Annotated in this window: 15 protein-coding genes; 11 read left to right on the top strand and 4 right to left on the bottom strand. The window is 46.7% G+C overall.

Annotation, left to right across the window (positions count from 1 at the left end; all coding sequences use genetic code 11):
* The first annotated feature begins 26 nt into the window (after positions 1-26).
* From CS948_RS08605 to CS948_RS08575, 7 genes are read left to right on the top strand one after another with little or no spacing between them, the layout of a single operon-like run.
* Positions 27-1055 carry an HmuY family protein gene (locus CS948_RS08605; RefSeq protein WP_099291278.1) on the top strand — a complete coding sequence of 343 codons (1029 nt, stop codon included), beginning with the start codon at positions 27-29 and terminating at the stop codon, positions 1053-1055.
* A 36-nt stretch (positions 1056-1091) separates the two neighbouring features.
* Positions 1092-3326, top strand: a complete 2235-nt coding sequence (locus tag CS948_RS08600; RefSeq protein ID WP_176554981.1) for a TonB-dependent receptor — start codon at positions 1092-1094, stop codon at positions 3324-3326.
* 19 nt (positions 3327-3345) lie between these two features.
* The gene (locus tag CS948_RS08595) at positions 3346-7665 is read left to right on the top strand and encodes a cobaltochelatase subunit CobN (protein WP_099291276.1); all 4320 of its coding nucleotides are present in this window, start codon (positions 3346-3348) and stop codon (positions 7663-7665) included.
* 2 nt (positions 7666-7667) lie between these two features.
* Complete coding sequence (locus tag CS948_RS08590; RefSeq protein ID WP_099291275.1) at positions 7668-8366, top strand: hypothetical protein; 699 nt, start codon at positions 7668-7670, stop codon at positions 8364-8366.
* Positions 8366-8968: a MotA/TolQ/ExbB proton channel family protein gene (locus tag CS948_RS08585; RefSeq protein WP_099291274.1), complete on the top strand. Its 603-nt coding sequence runs from the start codon at positions 8366-8368 to the stop codon at positions 8966-8968. Before CS948_RS08590 ends, CS948_RS08585 begins: the two co-directional genes overlap by 1 nt.
* Entirely contained in the window at positions 8965-9288 is a 324-nt protein-coding gene (locus CS948_RS08580) for a DUF2149 domain-containing protein (protein ID WP_099291273.1), read from the top strand. Before CS948_RS08585 ends, CS948_RS08580 begins: the two co-directional genes overlap by 4 nt.
* A gap of 24 nt (positions 9289-9312) precedes the next feature.
* Complete coding sequence (locus CS948_RS08575; RefSeq protein WP_255301924.1) at positions 9313-10809, top strand: sodium:solute symporter; 1497 nt, start codon at positions 9313-9315, stop codon at positions 10807-10809.
* Here the strand turns inward: CS948_RS08575 and CS948_RS08570 are convergent.
* The 3 genes from CS948_RS08570 to CS948_RS08560 form a co-directional block, all read right to left on the bottom strand.
* On the bottom strand, positions 10773-11636 hold the full coding sequence (locus CS948_RS08570; RefSeq protein WP_099291271.1) for a VIT1/CCC1 transporter family protein: 864 nt from the start codon (positions 11634-11636) through the stop codon (positions 10773-10775). The two genes, CS948_RS08575 and CS948_RS08570, sit on opposite strands and share 37 nt — an antisense overlap.
* A gap of 164 nt (positions 11637-11800) precedes the next feature.
* Positions 11801-12520 (bottom strand): pirin family protein, encoded by a 720-nt coding sequence (locus tag CS948_RS08565; RefSeq protein ID WP_099291270.1) that lies wholly within the window; start codon positions 12518-12520, stop codon positions 11801-11803.
* Positions 12521-12662: 142 nt separating this feature from the next.
* A complete protein-coding gene (locus tag CS948_RS08560; RefSeq protein ID WP_099291269.1) occupies positions 12663-13601 on the bottom strand; it encodes a ribose-phosphate pyrophosphokinase in 939 nt (312 codons plus the stop codon).
* A 295-nt stretch (positions 13602-13896) separates the two neighbouring features.
* Here CS948_RS08560 and CS948_RS08555 point away from each other — a divergent pair, with 295 nt between their 5' ends.
* Complete coding sequence (locus tag CS948_RS08555) at positions 13897-15270, top strand: dipeptidase (RefSeq protein ID WP_099291268.1); 1374 nt, start codon at positions 13897-13899, stop codon at positions 15268-15270.
* A gap of 146 nt (positions 15271-15416) precedes the next feature.
* Here the strand turns inward: CS948_RS08555 and CS948_RS08550 are convergent, their stop codons facing one another.
* The gene (locus CS948_RS08550) at positions 15417-16331 is read right to left on the bottom strand and encodes a YafY family protein (RefSeq protein ID WP_099291267.1); all 915 of its coding nucleotides are present in this window, start codon (positions 16329-16331) and stop codon (positions 15417-15419) included.
* A 441-nt stretch (positions 16332-16772) separates the two neighbouring features.
* On the opposite strand from CS948_RS08550, the gene CS948_RS08545 reads away from it, so the two are divergent.
* The 3 genes from CS948_RS08545 (at position 16773) to CS948_RS08535 (ending at position 19225) form a co-directional block, all read left to right on the top strand.
* On the top strand, positions 16773-16985 hold the full coding sequence (locus CS948_RS08545) for a winged helix-turn-helix domain-containing protein (RefSeq protein WP_099291266.1): 213 nt from the start codon (positions 16773-16775) through the stop codon (positions 16983-16985).
* Between the two features lies 1 nt (position 16986).
* Entirely contained in the window at positions 16987-17730 is a 744-nt protein-coding gene (locus CS948_RS08540) for a hypothetical protein (RefSeq protein ID WP_099291265.1), read from the top strand.
* Positions 17731-18076: 346 nt separating this feature from the next.
* Entirely contained in the window at positions 18077-19225 is a 1149-nt protein-coding gene (locus CS948_RS08535) for a tetratricopeptide repeat protein (RefSeq protein WP_099291264.1), read from the top strand.
* Positions 19226-19265: the final 40 nt, after the last annotated feature.

Below are 19265 nucleotides of genomic sequence, written 5' to 3'. Positions count from 1 at the left end.
GTCTGTTAAATTAAAATTTTTATATAATGAAAAAGATGAATCAGTTTATTGCGTGGGGGCTGATGTTGTGTGTTGCCTGTTTTACAGCTTGTTCTGATGACGATAACGGTAGTGGTTGGGATGGTGAATCCACCGTGGTTGCTGCCGCCGATTATGACGCGTGGACGTATTTTGATTTTAAGACGGGTACCGTGAAGACGCTTAGCGTGAAATCCCAAGAAGGTGGTATCACCGGGATATACAAGGGTGATTTAGATATCTCCGTTATGGGGAGTTCTTACGGGAATCAAGAGGGCGTGAAGTTGATTATTTCTACAATTGCCGAGGATTCGGTATTGCTTTCTCTGGATAGTTTGATGCTCAGCATGAGTGGTGATGTGGAGCCTTATTCTTTATCGGCGAAAGCGGCAATAGCGCGGGACGGGGAAGAGTGGGTGTTGACGGGAGTACCGACAAGTGTCGATGTGGTCAACGGAGAAACAACCACGGTGTACAAGGAAGTAACTTTCAGCGGAAGAATAGGTGCGGCAGCCGGAAGTGCGGCAAGTATAAAGGTGACTTTTAAGCCGGGCGCTATGCCTATGGCGATCACTGGGACTTATACCGTGAAAGAGAGGGATAACAAGGTCTATATGTTGAATGGGGACGAAACCTCTTTTGACTGGGATATTGCTTTCCACAAGTATGATGTCAAGACGAACGGCGGGGGTGCGGTGAAATTGAACACGTTCGACCTTGATGCGGTAACCTTGTCTTCCGTAACCGGGGAGAATTTCACGGCTGACACGGACGATCACCAAGTAATGGTGGATATGACGAACATGATGGAAGGTTTCGTGGGGTATCAGTCCACGAAATTGAATGAAGTATTGTGTGGTTGGGTGACGGCAACCCCGACAGGTTCGATGCCGCCTTATACTTACGAGATCAATAAGAATGTATTCGTGTTGAAAACGGCAGCCGGGGAGTATGCTAAAATAAGATTCACGGATTATTCCAATGATAAGAACGAGAAGGTATATGCCGCGTTTGATTACGAATATCCTCTAAAGTAACGCGCGGAAGCCGTGCTTGGTTCAATGGAGAAGCAGATGAGAAACGGATTGTTGATATTGTTTTTGATATTTTTGTCCCCGTGTTTAATGGCGGATGAACACGAGAATGAGGCTCCCTCTTTTAAGGTAAAAGGAGTAGTCGTGGACGAGAAAGGGGAACCGCTGGCAGGGGCTTCCGTGTGGGTGAAAGGGACTGTTGTCGGTGCGGGAACGAACGCGAAGGGGGAGTTCACGGTAAAACTGACGTCGAGGGAGAAATGTGTGTTAAGAGTTAGTTTCACGGGTTATGCCCCGAAGGAACGGGAAGTAGTTCCCGGTCTGGATAGTTTGTTTCACTTCGCGCTGGCTCCGGGTGATAACGCGCTGAACGAGGTGGTGATCACGGGAACCCGCACGATGAAACCGTTGAAGGATGTACCCGTGCTGACCCGTGTCATCTCACGAGAGGATATAGCACAAATCAATCCTTTGGATTTGCAGAGTCTGTTGGAGTACGAGATGCCGGGATTGCAGTTCGGGTTGGCTCACGGTTCGGGTTTGCCGGAATTGAAATTCCAAGGCTCGGCGGGGGGATACGTGTTGTTCTTGATTGACGGGGAACGCGTATCGGGGGAAGGTTCCAGTAATAATATAGATTATAGTTTGATTGATGTTGATAATATCGAGCGGATAGAGGTGGTGAAAGGACCTATGTCGACGTTGTACGGTTCGCAGGCGATGGGGGGCGTGGTGAATATTATCACGAAGGATGCCGATCGTCCCTTCACGGGAAACGCTTCCGTCCGTTACGGTAATAACGACGAGAGTAAGTATTCGCTGTCATTGGGTACGAAGCAAGGGCGATTCTCCGCGTTGACGTCGCTTTCTTATCGCACGCGGGATGCTTACGCGCTGAAAGACGAGGTCGGGCAAATTCAATACACGCACTACAAGGATATGTATGACCGGGATTCGGTCGTCGCGGATACTTCGACCAAAGGGATGACGAGCGTTAAGGGGTTCGAGATTTGGCAAGTGAACCAGAAATTGAGTTTCACGTTTAACGATCGCTTCCGTGTATCGTTGGACGGAACGTATTATAACAATCATATTCTGGAATATATACAGGAAAAGGAACAGGATGTGTTTTCGACTTACAAGCTCAACCCGAAGATGTTTTACGCGATAAATGATAGGCATATTCTGGATTTGTCGTACGTGTTCGAGAATTACGAGAAGAAAATAGAGTATAAAAAATCTCCTGCGGAAAAGAGGCTTGGGGATATGACCCATAACATGCGGTTGAATTACACGGGATATCTCCATGACAGACACACGCTGACTGCGGGGATCGAGATGAACACGCAGCGGTTGCAGCATTACTGGTTTGATAACGGGTCGGGAAAAAAGTTTGACGTGCAGACTTACGTGTTGTATTTGCAGGAGGATTGGAAAGTGAGTGATTCGTTTAGTATTCTGGCGGGTGTGCGGTCGGATTGCCATTCGGAATACGGTTTCCACGCGAGTCCGAAAATATCGTTGATGTACAGGTACGGGGTGTTGGCTTTGCGTGGCGGTTACGGGATGGGATTCCGTATACCTTCGTTGAAAGAGTTGCACAGCGAGTATGATATGGGCGGACAAGGTTTCTTTATGATTTACGGTAACGAGGATTTGGAACCGGAGATCAGTCACCAAGGGACGTTGTCGGCGGAGGTGACGAGGGGGATTTTTAACGGTTCGGTATCCGGGTACTACACGAGGTATTTCGACGAGATCGGTTTGGGGTTGTCTTCGGACGGGAAGAACCAGCAATATTATAACGCGGATAACGCGACAAGGACGGGGGTGGATGTGATGGCGCAATTCCGTTTCAGGAACGGGTTGACGTTGCGCGGCGCGTACGCCTATATTGACGCACATTCCGAGGTTGACGGGTATAATATGGCGAGTGATCGTCCGCATAGCGTGACGTTCACGGCGAATTATTCCAAGACGTTCGGGAAGGTGACGCTGTCGGTGGCACTGAACGGGCGTTGGATGTCCTCGGTGGAAACGTGGTACAAGAATAGCGCGGGCGGTTACGTGCAGAATGAATATGACAGCCGGACGTTTTGCGCGTTGAATCTTAGCGGGCGTTTCCCGCGAGGGTTCCGTTTTACGGCGGGACTGGATAACCTGTTTAATTTCAAGGATAAAAACGTGACTGCCGATCAATCGGTTACCCCGCAACGAGGAATAGGGGTGCTCGGGACGTTGTCCGTGAATTTGGCGGATTTGTTTAAATTATAATCAGATAAAAAGAAAACGGATGAAAAAGAAATGGCTTAAATGGGGATGTCTTTTGGTCGTGATCTTGTTGGGAGTGTGGGGGTATCGTGTATGGTTCGGGACCACGAGGATTGCTTTCGTGAATTTCCAGACGATGACGATGGGGAGTATCGCGAAGGCGAATGACAATTCATTTATTCAATTGCAGGAGGTTCCCGTCGAGGAGTTGGGGCGTTTGTCCGGCTTCGATATGGTGTTCGTGAACGGGATGGGGTTGCGTGTCGTGGAAGAACAGCGGCAGCAGATACAAAACGCGGCGGACAAGGGTGTACCGGTGTTCACGACGATGGCGACGAACCCGGCGAATAATATATGCACGATAGATTCGGTCGATCAGGCTGCCTTGCGGGCTTATCTCGGTAGCGGGGGCAGGCGGAATTACAAGAATTTGCTGAATTACGTGCGGAAGAATATTGACAGGAAGGTGATGATTGCTGTCGAGGAACCGGGGGAGCCGATCGAGCGGGCATCGGATATCCTGTACCATGCGGATTTGGACAAGCCGGGGGAGGAACTGGACTTTCTGTCTGTCGGGGAGTACGAGAAATATTTGAAAGATAAGAAATTATACAGGGATGGGGCGAAAAAAATCGTGGTGACGGGACAGATGGCCGATGCCACGGGGTTAATCGACACGCTGGAACGGGTCGGGTATAATGTTTACCCGGTGTTGTCGTTGCGGCGTTTGCTTGATTTTATCCGGGAGATTGCCCCGGACGCGATAATCAATATGGCACACGGCCGTTTGGGCGATGACATGGTACATTATTTGAAAGAACGTAATATTCTGTTGTTCGCGCCGCTGACGGTGAATAATCTGGTGGAGGAATGGGAACGCGATCCCATGGGAATGTCCGGCGGGTTTATGTCCCAGAGTATTGTTACGCCCGAAATAGACGGGGCTATCCGCACGTCGGCTTTGTTCGCCCAGTATAAGGACAAGGAGGGATTACGCCATTCCTATGCGGAGCCTTCCCGTTTGAGAACATACGTGGAGAATATACAGAAAACGCTAGCCTTGAGGGATAAGCCGAATAGCGAGAAACGGGTGGTGATTTATTACTATAAAGGACCGGGACAGAGTGCCATGAGCGCGGCGGGAATGGAAGTGGTTCCCTCGTTGTACAATCTTTTGAAGAAGATGAGAGAGGAGGGCTACTGGGTGGACGGCCTTCCGGCAAATCACAAGGAACTGGAGAAAATGATCATGGCGGAAGGTGCCGTGTTCGGGACTTATGCCGACGGCGTGGTAGATCGTTTCTTGAAAGAGAGTCACCCTTTGTTGATTTCGAGGGAGGAGTACGAGAGTTGGGTGAAACAAGCCCTGCGCCCGGAGAAATATGCCGAGGTGGTTGCCGCTTTCGGGGAATTTCCCGGGGAATACATGAGTCCCGCTGACGGGATACTGGGAATATCCCGGATACAGTTCGGGAACGTGGTGATAATGCCGCAACCCGCTGCCGGGGGCGGGGATAACGCTTTCCAGATCGTGCATGGGACGGATGCGGCTCCCCCTCATTCTTATATTGCGGCTTACTTGTGGATGCAATACGGGTTCAAGGCGGATGCCATGGTACATTTCGGGACGCATGGCAGTCTGGAGTTTACGCCCAAGAAGCAGGCAGCCCTGTGCGATTTGGATTGGCCGGACAGACTCGTGGGCAGTGTGCCTCACTTGTATATTTATTCCATTGGCGACGTGGGCGAGGGGATGATTGCCAAACGTCGGGGATACGGGGTGTTGCAATCCTATCTGACTCCCCCGTTTATGGAGAGTAACGTGCGGGGTATTTACCGGAGTCTGACGGAAAAGATAAAGATATACAACCAGAAATTGTACCCGGAGAAGGGTATCGCCAACGCGAAGGACGTGGAGCAGGCTTCCTTGGCGGTGAAAGAGTTGGTGGTTTCCTTGGGTATGCACCGGGAGTTGGGGTTGGATAGCGTGTTGACGGTTCCCTATACCGAGGAAGAGGTTTTGAAGATTGAAAACTTCGCGGATGAACTGGCGGCGGAGAAGGTGACCGGACAGTTGTACTCTATGGGAGTGCCTTACGAGGCTGCCCGGATAGAGTCTTCCGTTTATTCTATGGCGACCGACCCGATTGCTTACGGGTTGTACGCGTTGGATAAGTTGCGGGGAAAGGCGGATGCCGGAGTATTGAAGCGGAAGGCTATTTTTACCGAACGTTATCTGGAGCCGGCGAAGAAGTTGGTCGGGAGGTTGTTGAACGGGAGAGAGAACGTGAACGACGACTTTATTTGCCGCGTGGCAGGAATCACGAGCGGGGAGTTGACTCAAGCCCGGGAGATTGACGCGGACCGGAATGCGCCCAAGGGGATGATGGCGATGATGATGGCGGCGGCGGCAAAGCAACCGACCGTGAAAGATGAAAAGAAGGAAGAGGGGATGTCCGGGATGATGAAGGAGATGATGAAACAGACGGGCAAGGGCAAGACGCCCGAGGATCGATTGGCTATGGCGGAGAAGATGGGAGCGCCGAAAGAGGCGATGGAGAAGATGAAGGCGGCAATGACGAAGCCGAAAGAGGATAAGCCCGATATGAGTGCCATGATGAAAGCGATGATGGGCAAGAAAGCGAAAGAGTACTCGAAAGAGGAGGTGAACAAGGCTTTGGCGATCATGGAAGTGGAGCGGACATTGAAGAACGTGAATAATTATAAACGGGCATTGGCGGAAAGTCCGGCAGTCGAATTGGAGTCGTTGATGAACGCTTTGAATGGCGGGTACACGGCTCCTTCGCCCGGCGGAGATCCTATCGTGAACCCGAACACCTTGCCGACGGGGCGCAATCTTTTTGCCATTAACGCGGAGGAAACTCCCACGGAGTCCGCTTGGGAGAAAGGGATGCAGTTGGCAAAGAGTACTATCGAGATGTACCGGAAACGGCATGACGGGGAGTTCCCGAAGAAGGTGAGCTACACGCTTTGGTCCGGCGAGTTTATCGAAACGGGAGGAGCCACGATAGCCCAAGTGTTGTATATGCTCGGCGTGGAGCCCGTGCGGGATGCTTTCGGGCGGGTGAGCGATTTGAAGCTGATTCCTTCTGCCGAGTTGGGACGTCCCCGGGTAGACGTGGTGGTACAGACTTCCGGGCAGTTGCGGGATATTGCGGCTTCCTGTCTTTTCCTCGTGAATAGAGCCGTGGAAATGGCAGCGGCTGCCAAAGATGATAAATACGAGAATCAAGTGGCTGCCGGAGTGCTGGAAGCGGAGAGGACATTGATTGATAAGGGGATTTCCCCGAAGGATGCCCGTGAGATTTCGACATTCCGGGTGTTCGGGGGTGCGAATGGCGGTTACGGAACCGGAATCACGGGGATGGTAGAGGCGGGAGATCGCTGGGAGAGTGAATCGGAAATCGCGGCGACTTACTTGAATAACATGGGGGCTTACTACGGTAGCGAGAAGAATTGGGAGAAATTCAGGCAATTCGCTTTCGAGGCAGCGCTAACCCGCACGGACGTGGTGGTACAACCCCGGCAGAGTAACACGTGGGGAGCGTTGAGCCTTGATCACGTGTACGAGTTCATGGGCGGAATGAATCTTGCCGTGCGTAACGTGACGGGGAAAGACCCGGATGCTTACCTGAGTGATTACCGGAACCGGAATAATAACAAGATGCAGGAGGTGAAGGAGGCGATCGGGGTGGAATCCAGAACGACGATATTCAATCCCTCGTATATTAAAGAAAAAATGAAAGGAGAGGCAACCTCTGCGTCCGGTTTTACTGAAATTATCCGTAATACTTACGGGTGGAACGTGATGAAACCTTCGGTGATTGACAACGAGATGTGGGACGAGATTTATGACGTGTACGTGAAGGATAAATTTGACCTCGGGGTGCAGGATTTCTTCGAGAAAGTGAGTCCTGCCGCGTTGCAGGAGATCACTGCCATTATGATGGAAACCGCGCGTAAGGGGATGTGGAAGGCTACCGGGCAGCAGTTGGCGGATTTGTCGGAGTTACACACGGATTTGATTAAGAAGTATAAACCGGCATGTTCCGGATTTGTGTGTGATAATGCCAAATTGCGTGATTTTATCGCTTCCAAAGCGACTCCCGAAGCGGCGAAAGAGTACCGGAACAGTATTCAGCAGGTGAGGGAGGTTGCGGCAGACCGGTCCAAAGGGGTGGTGATGAAGAAAGACGAGATAGCCTCGGAAACACAGAAGCGCACGAATCGGGTGAGTACGCCGTGGATAGCGGCAGGGGTGATTGTGGTGTTGATCGGTTTGGCGGTCTTGATGAGGAAAAGACGTAAAAGCAGTATGTAATCATGGATACGATAGTTTGGATTCTGATTCTATTGACGGCATTTAATTTTTTGTTGAAGCAGACCTTTTGGAAACCGGTAGCGACGCTTGTCGCTACCGGTATTGCCGCGGTTTTCGTGTTGCTGGTATGGCCTTACGCTATCGAGCAATCGAAGACGCAGATCGCGGATTGGCTGTCCGACAATCAGTTGATGCTGGATACATCGGTGATTCTGACACTGGAATTGTCCCTGCAAATGGCTTTTTGCCTGTTGTCGGTTCACGTGGCGAATTTCTCTCCCGTGAAGCGGCGTATGATGTGGGCTTACCGGGTGTTGTACCGGTTCCCGGGGGTGTTGATATTGCCGGTATTGTTTTTCGGGCTCACGCAAACGATATTTACATTCCCGGGTGTGTCGTTTGAATTAATCGCTTGGTTGTTTGCCTTGTTTATCGCAGTAGTTGTTCCCTTGGGACGTTGGTTTATCAAGTGGTTGTTGCCGGAGGCGGAATTGCGGTTGGAATTGTTTTTCCTGACCAATGCTTTGGCGGCCATTCTGGGGATTATCGCTACCGTGAACGGGCGTACTGCCGTGGACGGGACGATGCGAGTCGATTGGTCGGCAATGTCCGGTTGTATCGGACTTTTCGCGGTGGGGGCTGTCGTGGGGTGGATCGTGTATGTAATAAAAAGAAAACTAACTTTTAAATTGAAAAGATAATGAACGCGATTTCTGATATCATGTTTTGGATATCAACAGGATTGTTGGTGCCTGTTATTGTATTGTTGATTTTATTGTTTTTCCGCTCCCTTTTGCTGGTGGGCAGTTTCTTCGGTCAGTATGTTTCTATTCGCAAGACGGACAAGTTGATCCGGGAGCAGATGGAAACGCTGTATGTGGATAATATCGATCATTTCGGTTCCAAGTTGCCGGAGAAGAGTAGTTCATTGGTGGTGATGTTTATGAAACGGATATTGGCGGAACAGGGAAATAAAGCCCAAGTGCAGCGGTTGTTGGCGAATTTCGAGATTGCCGCCGATAAGGATTTGGCAACTTCCAAGACGTTGACGAAACTGGGACCCATTCTCGGGTTGATGGGAACCTTGATTCCCATGGGACCGGCGTTGGTAGGGTTGTCGACGGGTGATATCGCTTCTATGGCTTATAATATGCAGGTGGCTTTTGCCACGACGGTGATCGGTCTGGTGGCGGGAGCTATCGGTTTCCTGACGCAGCAAGTGAAACAACGTTGGTATTTGCAGGATATGACTAATCTGGAATGTCTGGTCGAGGTGTTGAACGAAAAGAATGAACGAAAATGAAACGCAATTTGTTGAAGAAGGAGGAGGATAATGATCCGATTAGTGCGGTATCCAATCTTTTCGACGTGGCAATGGTGTTTGCCGTGGCGTTAATGGTTGCGCTGGTGACTCGCTATAATATGACGGAAATGCTTTCGACAGAGGATTTCACCATGGTGAAGAACCCGGGAAAGGAAAATATGGAGATCATTACCAAGGAAGGTGAGAAGATCAATCGTTACACTCCCTCGGAAAATCAAGACAAATCGGGTAAGCGGGGAAAGAAGGTGGGGATTGCCTATGAACTTGAGAATGGTGAAATTATTTATGTCCCGGAATAGAAAAGGAGCGTAAAGTGACTATATTTGTCGTGGAATTTAAAACAATTGTCTGTGTCCACGAGTGTAGTTTTAGCGATATTGCTGTCTTATTTTCTGTTGTTGATTCTGGTTGGCTTCGTGACAACCAGAAAGGCGAATAGCGAGATGTTTTTTACCGCAAACCGAAATTCGCCTTGGTATCTGGTGGCTTTCGGGATGATCGGGACTACGCTTTCCGGGGTGACTTTTATTTCCATTCCCGGGGAGGTCGGCAATACACATTGGACGTATCTGGCAGTGGTTGCGGGTAATTGCGTGGGGTATATCGTGATTGCCCTCGTGCTTTTGCCCTTGTATTATAAACAGAATCTGGTTTCCATTTACTCGTGGCTGGGTTCCCGATTCGGGGAGAAAGCCCGGTTGACGGGTTCTTTTTTCTTTATCGTGTCGCAGTTGGTGGGGGCTTCCTTCCGCTTGTTCTTGGTCGTGGGGGTGTTACAGTTGGCTTTTTTTGATGCGGTGGGGATTCCGTTTCCCGTGACGGTGTTTGTCACGATTGCTTTCGTGTGGATTTATACCGTGCGGGGAGGTATAAAAACGATCGTGTGGACGGATGCCTTGCAGACGATATGTATTCTGGTGTCGGTCGGTCTGACGATTGCCGTGGTGAATAAAGCGTTGGATCTCGATTTTTCATCGGCAGTGGCGGCGGTGAAAGAGAGTCCTCTCTCGCGAGTGTTCGATTTTGACTGGCGTTCGGGGCAGAACACGGTGAAGCAGTTCTTGGCGGGAATAGCGATCACGGTCAGTTTGAACGGGTTGGATCAGAATATGATGCAGAAGAATCTGACTTGCCGTTCCCTGCGGGATTGTAAGACGAATATGTTCACGTTTTCGTTTCTCTTTCTGGTGACGAATTTGTTGTTTCTTATGCTGGGAGCCTTATTGTACATGTATGCCGAACGGGAGGGGATCGTGTTGCCGGGAAAGTCGGACGATGTGTTCCCGTTTTTATCGTTAAATTATTTCGGTACGGTAGCGGGAATATTCTTTTTGCTGGGAATCACGGCAGCGGCTTATTCTTCTGTCGATTCTTCGCTGACCTCGTTGACAACCTCTTTCTGTATTGATTTTTTGAAAATAGATCCTCGGAATAAGCGGGATAAGAGAAAGCGTATGGGGGTGCATGTCGTTTTCTCTTTGTTGATGATTTTTGTCGTGGTACTTTTCCGGGAGTTGAATAATTCGAGCGTGATTTCGGCTCTTTTTAAAGCGGTGGGGTACACGTACGGTCCGTTGCTGGGGCTTTTTGCCTTCGGGTTGACTACCCGCTGCCAAGTGCGGGAAAAGTATATTCCTCTCGTGTGCTTGATTTCCCCGGTGCTGTCTTACGTGGTGAATTGTTACTCGGAAGAACTGCTTTTCGGGTATAAGTTCGGTTTCGAGATTCTTTTGCTCAACGGGTTGCTGTGCTACCTCGGACTGTTGCTTATCCGGGAAAAGCGTCATAAGTCTATGCCCGTGACGACTCTTAAAGCGTAACCGATACCGAAACTGATTGCCGCTATGCCAAGGCTGATCGCCGCCATTTCGAGAAAGCGTTTTCTGAAGCTTTCATCTTTCACGATGGAATAGTAATAGTTGAATATTGCGATGATCGTGATTACCCCGGTAAGGCAAACGACCAATGCCCAGTACGGGTTCGACATGACAACGAAAGGCATGATGAGCACGACTACCGTGATGATATAAGCTATCCCGGTGTATATTGCCGCTTTTATCGCGTTCTTCCCGTCATTGTCCGCACGGGAGGAAAGATATTCGGAAGCCGCCATGGAGAGGGCGGCGGCAATACCCGTGATACTTCCGGTCAAGGCTATCAGTTTGGGATTTTGCAGGGCGAAAGTGTAACCTGCCAAGGCTCCCGTGAATTCTACCAGAGCGTCGTTCAGTCCCAGTACCACTGCTCCCATGTAATTGAGCCCTTCTTCATCAAGCAGTCCGATGAGTTTGTTCTCGTGTACTTCTTCCTCGTCTGCCATGGTCTGCAAATCTTTCTCGTCTGCCCATTTACGATAAGAGTCTTGCGCGTGAACTTCTCCTTTCTCCATGAGCTTTATCCCGAAAGTAAGACCGAAAAAACGGGCAATCAACACGTAGAGTGTGATTTTCCAGTGCTTGGGAGAAGGGCTTTTGCCCGTGTATTTTTTTAGGATATGGTAGTGTTTGAGTTCCTCGGCGGATAACTCCTTCAATACTTCGCTGTTGTGCGTGTCCTTTTGTATGTTTGCCAGTCGGCTGTAAATTTTACTTTCCGTGATTTCATTTACTTGAAAGGCAACAAGTTGTTTTATATCTTCCGGTGTCATTTGTGTTCTTTGTTTGAAAAATGATAATACTGGTTTTTCCTTACGGGATAGATTTGTTTTGGTTTGTAAAAGTCCTCTTTTTTTAGAGGAGGTTAACTTGATACAGGGTTGACATGAAAAAAACCGTATCTTTGGGGATACGGTTTTTTCACGTGTGTTATATATTATTGATAGGGTGGAACTTCTATAAATAATACCCGTGATTTTTCTGTGGCTTTGAATTCGACTTCTTCCGTGTCATACACGCCTACACCGTCACGGCGTTTCAATTCCAGCTCCTTTATCGTGATGCCGCCCTCGATGATGAAAATGTAGACGCCAAGGCTGTCTTTTGATTTCATCTTGTAGCTTTGCAGTACGTTTTTGTCCAAATCGCCGATGGAGAACCAAGCCTGTTGATATATCCATAGTCCTTTGGCGTTCCCGGGGTAGGGAGATACAATTTCACTGATCTCGTTGCGTTGTACCAGATCGGAAATAACGGCGTTCTCGTATCGGGGCGGAACGTTTTTCTTGTTCGGGAATACCCATATCTGCAAGAACTCGGTGGGACGGTCGTCGTTCCGGTTGTACTCGCTGTGCATGATACCCGTTCCGGCACTCATTACTTGTATTTCACCCTCTTGAATGGTATCCTTGTGGCCGAGGCTGTCTTGATGTTCCAAATCCCCTTTTAACGGGATGGAAATCACTTCCATGTTCTGGTGCGGGTGCAGGTCAAATCCCGTGCCGCCTTCAATCCGGTCGTCGTTGAGAACTCGTAAAGCCCCGAAATTAATACGTTGCGTGTTGTAGTAATCCGCGAAACTGAATGTATGGTGGGTTTTTAACCATCCGTGGTCGAAAAATCCCCGGCTTTCAGCTCTATGTAATATTGTTTTCATAACCTTTATTTTTTTTGTTGTATAAATGTTATACGTGAGCGGCGTGTAAAAGTTGGGGTATCTTTCTCGTGAAGACGAAGAGGCTATCCATTTGTGTTGGACAGCCTCTTGTGATTTTGAACTTTTATAATAGGAAGAAAAGTTACATAAGGAAATGGTCGCTAATGGACTTGTGCTCGTAAATGTTGCGGATAGTGTCTGCAAACATCGGGGCGATAGGCAATACCTTGATTTTCGAGCATTCTTGTTTTTGCGGAATGGAATCCGTGAAGATCACTTCCGTGAGTTTTGAATTCTCGATGTTCTCGTATGCTTTGCCCGAGAGAACGGCATGAGTAGCCACGGCACGTACACTGGCTGCTCCCGCCTCAACGAGCATATCGGCAGCCTTGCAAATTGTTCCCGCGGTATCAATCATATCATCCACGATGATAATGTTTTTGCCTTCAACATCTCCGATTACTTTCATGTCGGCTACTTCGTTGGCTCTGATACGGGTTTTGTGGCAAATGATTAAGCCCGAATCGAAGTATTTTGCCCACGAATTGGCTCGCTTGGCACCACCGATGTCGGGAGAAGCTATGGCGAAATCTTTTAATCCCAACGATTTGATGTAAGGAATCAATATCGTGGAACCGTACAAGTGATCTACCGGAATATCGAAAAATCCTTGGATTTGATCGGCATGCAAGTCCATCGTCATTACACGGTCTACCCCGGCAGCTTGCAACATATTGGCTACAAGTTTTGCCCCGATGGCAACACGCGGCTTGTCTTTCCGGTCTTGACGGGCAAACCCGAAGTAGGGAATTACCGCGATTACCTTATAGGCTGACGCTCTTTTAGCCGCGTCAATCATCAAGAGTAACTCCATGAGATTATCACTTGGCGGGAAGGTTGATTGAACGATAAACACATGTTCCCCTCTCACCGTTTCGTCGAAAGAGGTGACGAATTCTCCGTCACTGAATCTTGTAAACGTTTTTTTACCGAGCTCAAGCCCAAGAGAACTAGCGATGCTTTCCGCAATGTATCGACTGTTTTCTCCGGCGAAAACTTTAATTTCGGGCAAATTTGACATATCTAAATCATTAGTTGAAACACTTGGCAAAAATAGAAAATTAATCTTAGATAGCATGTTGAAATGTTGAAAAGTTTCGATAAATACGTTTGTCAAAACAGTTACAAGTTACAACTTAGCAAGTTGCAGGTTTCGGGTATTGAACTTATAACTTGTAAACCTGTAACTTGCAACCGGGTGAAGGAATTAAACGGCAGCGTTTTTACGCGTACCGTTTGATTCCTTCACACGAATATATTATATTTACACGGCGAAAGCGTGTTTATTATTTATTAATCAATATATATTCAAGTAAATGGAAGAAATCAAAAAGTACGTGGAAGAGAACAAGGAGCGTTTCCTGAACGAGTTGTTCGAGTTAATCCGGATTCCTTCAATCTCTTCATTGTCCGAGTATAAGCCGGATATGTACCGTTGTGCCGAGCAATGGACCAAGATCATGTTAGCCGCCGGGGCTGACCGGGCAGAAGTGTATGAAACAGACGGAAATCCCGTGGCGTACGGGGAAAAGATCGTAGATCCCGCTCTCCCGACCGTGTTGGTTTACGGGCACATGGACGTGATGCCGGTTGACCCGATCGACTTGTGGAATACGAAGCCTTTCGAACCCGTTATCAAGGACGGTAGGATTTGGGCTCGTGGGGCTGACGATGACAAGGGACAGGCTTTCATGCATGCCAAGGCTTTCGAGTATCTCGTGAAGTCCGGCAAGTTGAATTGCAACGTGAAATTCATGATCGAGGGAGAGGAAGAGATTGGTTCTCCTAACCTGCCGAAGTTCTGCAAAGAGCATAAAGATATGCTGAAAGCTGACGTGATTCTGGTTTCCGACACGAGTATGATTGCTCCCGATGTACCTTCTATCACGACCGGGTTGAGAGGTTTGGCGTACTGGCAGGTAGAAGTGACCGGACCGAACGCTGACTTGCATTCCGGTATTTTCGGTGGTGCGGTGGCAAACCCGATCAACGTGCTGTGCAAGATGATTGCCGAGATGCAGGACGAGAAAGGACATATCACGATACCCGGTTTTTACGACGATGTGCTGGAAGTAAGTGCCGAGGAACGTGCTAAAATGGCAAAGGCTCCGTTTAATTTGGAAGATTACAAGAAATCTCTCGATATCAAAGAAGTAAAAGGCGAAGAAGGGTTCACCACTAACGAGCGCACGGGTATTCGCCCGACGTTTGACGTTTGCGGTATCTGGGGCGGTTACACTGGAGAAGGTGCAAAAACCGTTTTGCCGTCAAAAGCTTACGCCAAGATTAGCTGCCGCTTGGTTCCGAACCAGAAGCACGAGAAAATTGCGAAATTATTCAAGGAATATTTCGAGTCTATCGCTCCCGATTACGTGAAGGTAAAAGTGGAATACCTGCATGGGGGACCTTCTTACGTGTGCCCGATTGACCTTCCGGCTTACGCGGCTGCCGAAAAAGCATACGAGGAAGTGTACGGAAAGCAACCCGTTCCGGTACGTTCCGGCGGAAGTATCCCAATCATCGCCACTTTCGAAGAAGTGTTAGACATCAAGTCTGTGCTGATGGGCTTCGGTTTAGGCTCTGACGCTATCCACTCGCCGAACGAGAACTACCCGTTGGAGCAGTTCTACAACGGAATCACGACTATCCCGTTATTCTACAAGTATTTCGGGGAGATGATGAAGAAGTAAGGCACTTTAATTTAACAAGAAAATCGCCAAACCCAAGTAACGGATTTGGCGATTTTTTTGTCTTTTATATTTAATGTGTTCGTGATGTATGGTTGTTTGGTGATTCCAATAATCCAAGGTAAAAGGTCGTGAATTTCTAGGGGCTTTCAGGAGTTGCGTAGTAAGGCTTGCCGATAGATTTCGTTGATTCTTGCCTTGAGATTTAATGGTTGAATAACTCGCAGGGAGCGGCTTCTGGAAAGGAGTTCCATGACAAAATCGTTCGTGATGCGCAAGCGAAGGGTGATGGAGAACTCGTCGGGAGTGTCCTTTATGATTTGTTGCGAGTGGTGGAAGGGTTTCGTTTTTATGTATTGCCCGTCAAGGGCGTCAAACGATAGGGTGATGTCCTCGACGGGAAATTTCTCGTCGTTTATAATCCCGAAAGAATCCCGGAAGGAGAGGTTGATGTCGATAGTGTTATTTCTCTTGAAAGCGCGTGGGGTGATATTTAAGTTCGTGATGTAGTTTAAGCTGAATGTTTTAAATATGTTCGAACCGGATTCTTTCCCGATTAGGTACCAGCGTCCCCTGCATTCTTTCACGGCGTATGGTTCTACTTTGCGGGAGGTCATTAATTGTTCCCGGAATTTGTAGTAATTGAAAGTGATAAGCCGATTTTCTTTCATCGCTTGAACAAGGGGGTAGAGGTGTTGTGTACCGGAAGGGTGATGGTGTTCCGGGAAAACAAAGCGGGACAGCCCGTTGTCCGCGTTCAGGGAGTTTAGAATCTCGAAAGACTCCAAGAAGCGGGCGATTCCCTCCGGGTCGTTTGCCTCGTCATTGTCAGGGATGTAATATCCTTTTCTTCGGTTGTCCCATTCTATGGCAAAACCGAGTTTGTCACGTATTTCTTGTAAATCCCGTTTCAGGGTGCGGGTAGAGAAGGAGGTGGCTTCCGAGTCGTGTAGAACGAGTTGCCGTGACACGTGTTCGATTAATTCTTTACCGGAGATGTAAGGGTGTTCCTGTACATTGCGGATGATGTATAAATATCGCTTGGTGTAGTCGCTTTTTGCCATAATATGTCGTGTAAAACGGTTTAAAGATAATATTTTTTTCGAGTGCGTGCCATATTCTGTCCCTGTTCCCGTTTTTCTTTGTCATAAATTAAAGTTCTTGCAACAACCCACGAACGTTGTTTATTTCGTGATAAAATTGTAAATTTGTTGCATCACGGGCATGGAGATGTCACGTGGTGGACATATTTTATATTGAAGCGTTTTGTTTGATTCTTGGTAAAGAAAGTCTGGTAAATTTTCAAGGTACAGGAACACAAACGAATGACGTTCATGCTTGCCGTATATGTATTTCATATATACCGGTTGAGCGTGGGTTGTTGTTTATTTGTACCAATGGTTTACCAGAGCCACTTTACCGGATAAGCATACAGTACCCACGCTTTTTTCGTGTATGTATTTTTCCGCATCGGGGACTGGCGGAAGGAATAAAAATGAGAAAAAATGATGAAGTTACATGAAGCTATCGAGAAAGTCTTGAAAGACGAAAAAAAGCCGATGACAGCGACAGAAATCGCAGAGAAGATTAATCAGCAAGGGTTGTACGAACGTGGGGATAAATTACCGCTTCCCGCTAGTCAGGTTTCAGCGAGGGTGGGGAATAAAACTTATGTTGCTATGTTTGAGAAGAAAGGTGGATATATAAAATTGAGATGATATGGAAATAAAAATAAGTTTTAATATGCGGGGGAGGTCTGAGAGAGTTCCTGATGCGATACGGATTGCGGAGAAACTGAAAGGACAACAAGAAGGGACTTTTATGGTTGTGAATTGTAAAGAATTTTCTAAAGAGGTTCAAGAGTTACTGCATTTGGTGATATATTGGAGGCGTACGGAATTCGAGATAAATGGGTTAAAAATTGAAATAAAAGATTTTTGGTTGCTAAAGGAAGTTCTTTTATGCAAAAGAAATTGTCGGGGAAATTGTAAATTAGTGCAAGGTGATGATTGGTGGAAAGGAATAATAAAAGCCTTAGGATTGAATGGGAAAATTCCAGTATACGATAGTAAGGATGAGCCAGAATGTTGGTTTAGGCATTGTGGGAGTGAAGCGTTGCTTGATATATCTGAAAATAATTTTCGTGTAGATAGAGATAAATTGATAGAGGCGTATAAAAATAAATTTCAAGTAATTGATGTTGTATGTCCGAAATATAAAGAAAGTCCTTATATAGAAGAAATTAAAAAGATGGATAATGATAAAGTATTTCAATATAAATATCAAAAACCAGCTTGGGAAGACGAGGATGAATTAGAGGTTGGTATCACTCCAGGAGAAGAACTTTTTGAGCAATTGGAAGAAAGGCAACAAGAAAGAATGCAAGAGTTCGTGATGTTAGTTGCTGATGAGGTTGAAAAGAGATTGTTAAAGATATTAGATAGAGATGATATGAAAAGATAAGCATTGCTATGCGATGACAATCAGGGAATATTGGGAGAAATATGATTTAGAAGAAAAAGAGGGGTTTTCATACAACAGTTTTGTTGAAGACTTAAAACGTGATTTTGATAATTTGGTCGAGGAATATGATGCTATGTCGGATATGCATATTTTTAGATTTTGCATTAATTCCGTTAGAATGAAATATTGATGTGTTAGAAGCTGGTAGGGGAGCCGGAAGAAATGGAACGAGAGTTGATACAGTCATTTAAGAAAGAATATTTTGGTAAATGACCTTTTGCTAATTTGAGAGATTAATGAAACCTAGAGAACACGAAGTGAAGCGGTATTTATAAAATAGACATTTATGAAAATAGTGATATGCGTAATTTCAATTTTTGTGATTGGATGTACTGGAATAAGAAAAGATGATAAAAAAGCTACAAGTGAAAATGCGAAAAGTGGTATTGAATGGCGTAAACAAGGAGATAGTCTTTTCCTTAAACTTGATACTTTGAGAGCTTTGGAATGTTGGCAAGAAGCAGCATTGTTGAATGATTCTGTTGCACAGTGTGTTTTAGGACGGTGCTATCAAGAAGGAACAGGTGTCAGAAAAAATTATGAAGAAGCTTTTTATTGGTACGAAAAAGCTGCAATTCAGAATTGTACAGATGCACAGGTTCAATTAGGATATTTATATTCCAATGGTTTAGGATGTGAAAAAAATAATCAACAGGCTTTTAGTTGGGTACAAAAGGCTGCGGAGCGAGGAGATTGTATTGGACAATATAATCTTGGATACTTTTATTGGTTGGGGAAAGGAGTAAAACAAGATTATCAACAAGCTTTTTTATGGTTTGAGCGGGCTGCAAATAGAGAGAATGTAGAGGCTCAATATTGGCTTGCTATTTGTTATTTTGATGGCAAAGGAATAGAAGCCAATTTTGATAAGGCGCTTTGTTGGTTTCAGAAAGCCGCATTGCAACAGCATGCCGGAGCTCAAAATGCTCTTGCCCATATCTATTTATTTGGACAATGTGTAAAACAAGATTATGAAAAGGTACTTTATTGGGCAAAGTTAGCGGCGTCTCAAGGAGAATTGGATTCACAATATTTATTGGGGAGATTATATATGACAGGTTGTGGAGTGGAAAGAAATCTTTCAATAGCGCGGGAGTATTTTGAAAAAGGAGCTAAAAGTGGACATTCTTCATCGCAATTTAATTTGTGTTTGATGTATTATGGATGGGGTGACGTTGTAGATGTTGACATTAAGAATGCTATATATTGGGGAGAAAAAAGTGCGGAACAAGGAAATGTCGAAGCGATACGTTGGTTAGTGTCGCTATATTTGAATAATAAGTGTTTGGGGGATGGAACAATTGAAAAATGGAATACAACGAAAGAGAATCTAAAGAAGGCTGAATATTGGTTGCAGAAAGCGGTAAATTTGCAAGATGAATGGGCTATTCGTACGTTAGAATTATTAAAACAAGGAGAGTTTACTCGTCGATAATATGGTGAAATGGGAGGAAAGGTTTTAATGTATTAATAAA

The organism is Butyricimonas sp. Marseille-P3923, assembly GCF_900184685.1.
Lineage (GTDB): Bacteria > Bacteroidota > Bacteroidia > Bacteroidales > Marinifilaceae > Butyricimonas > Butyricimonas muris.
This window is presented reverse-complemented; position numbering and strand designations above follow the sequence as displayed.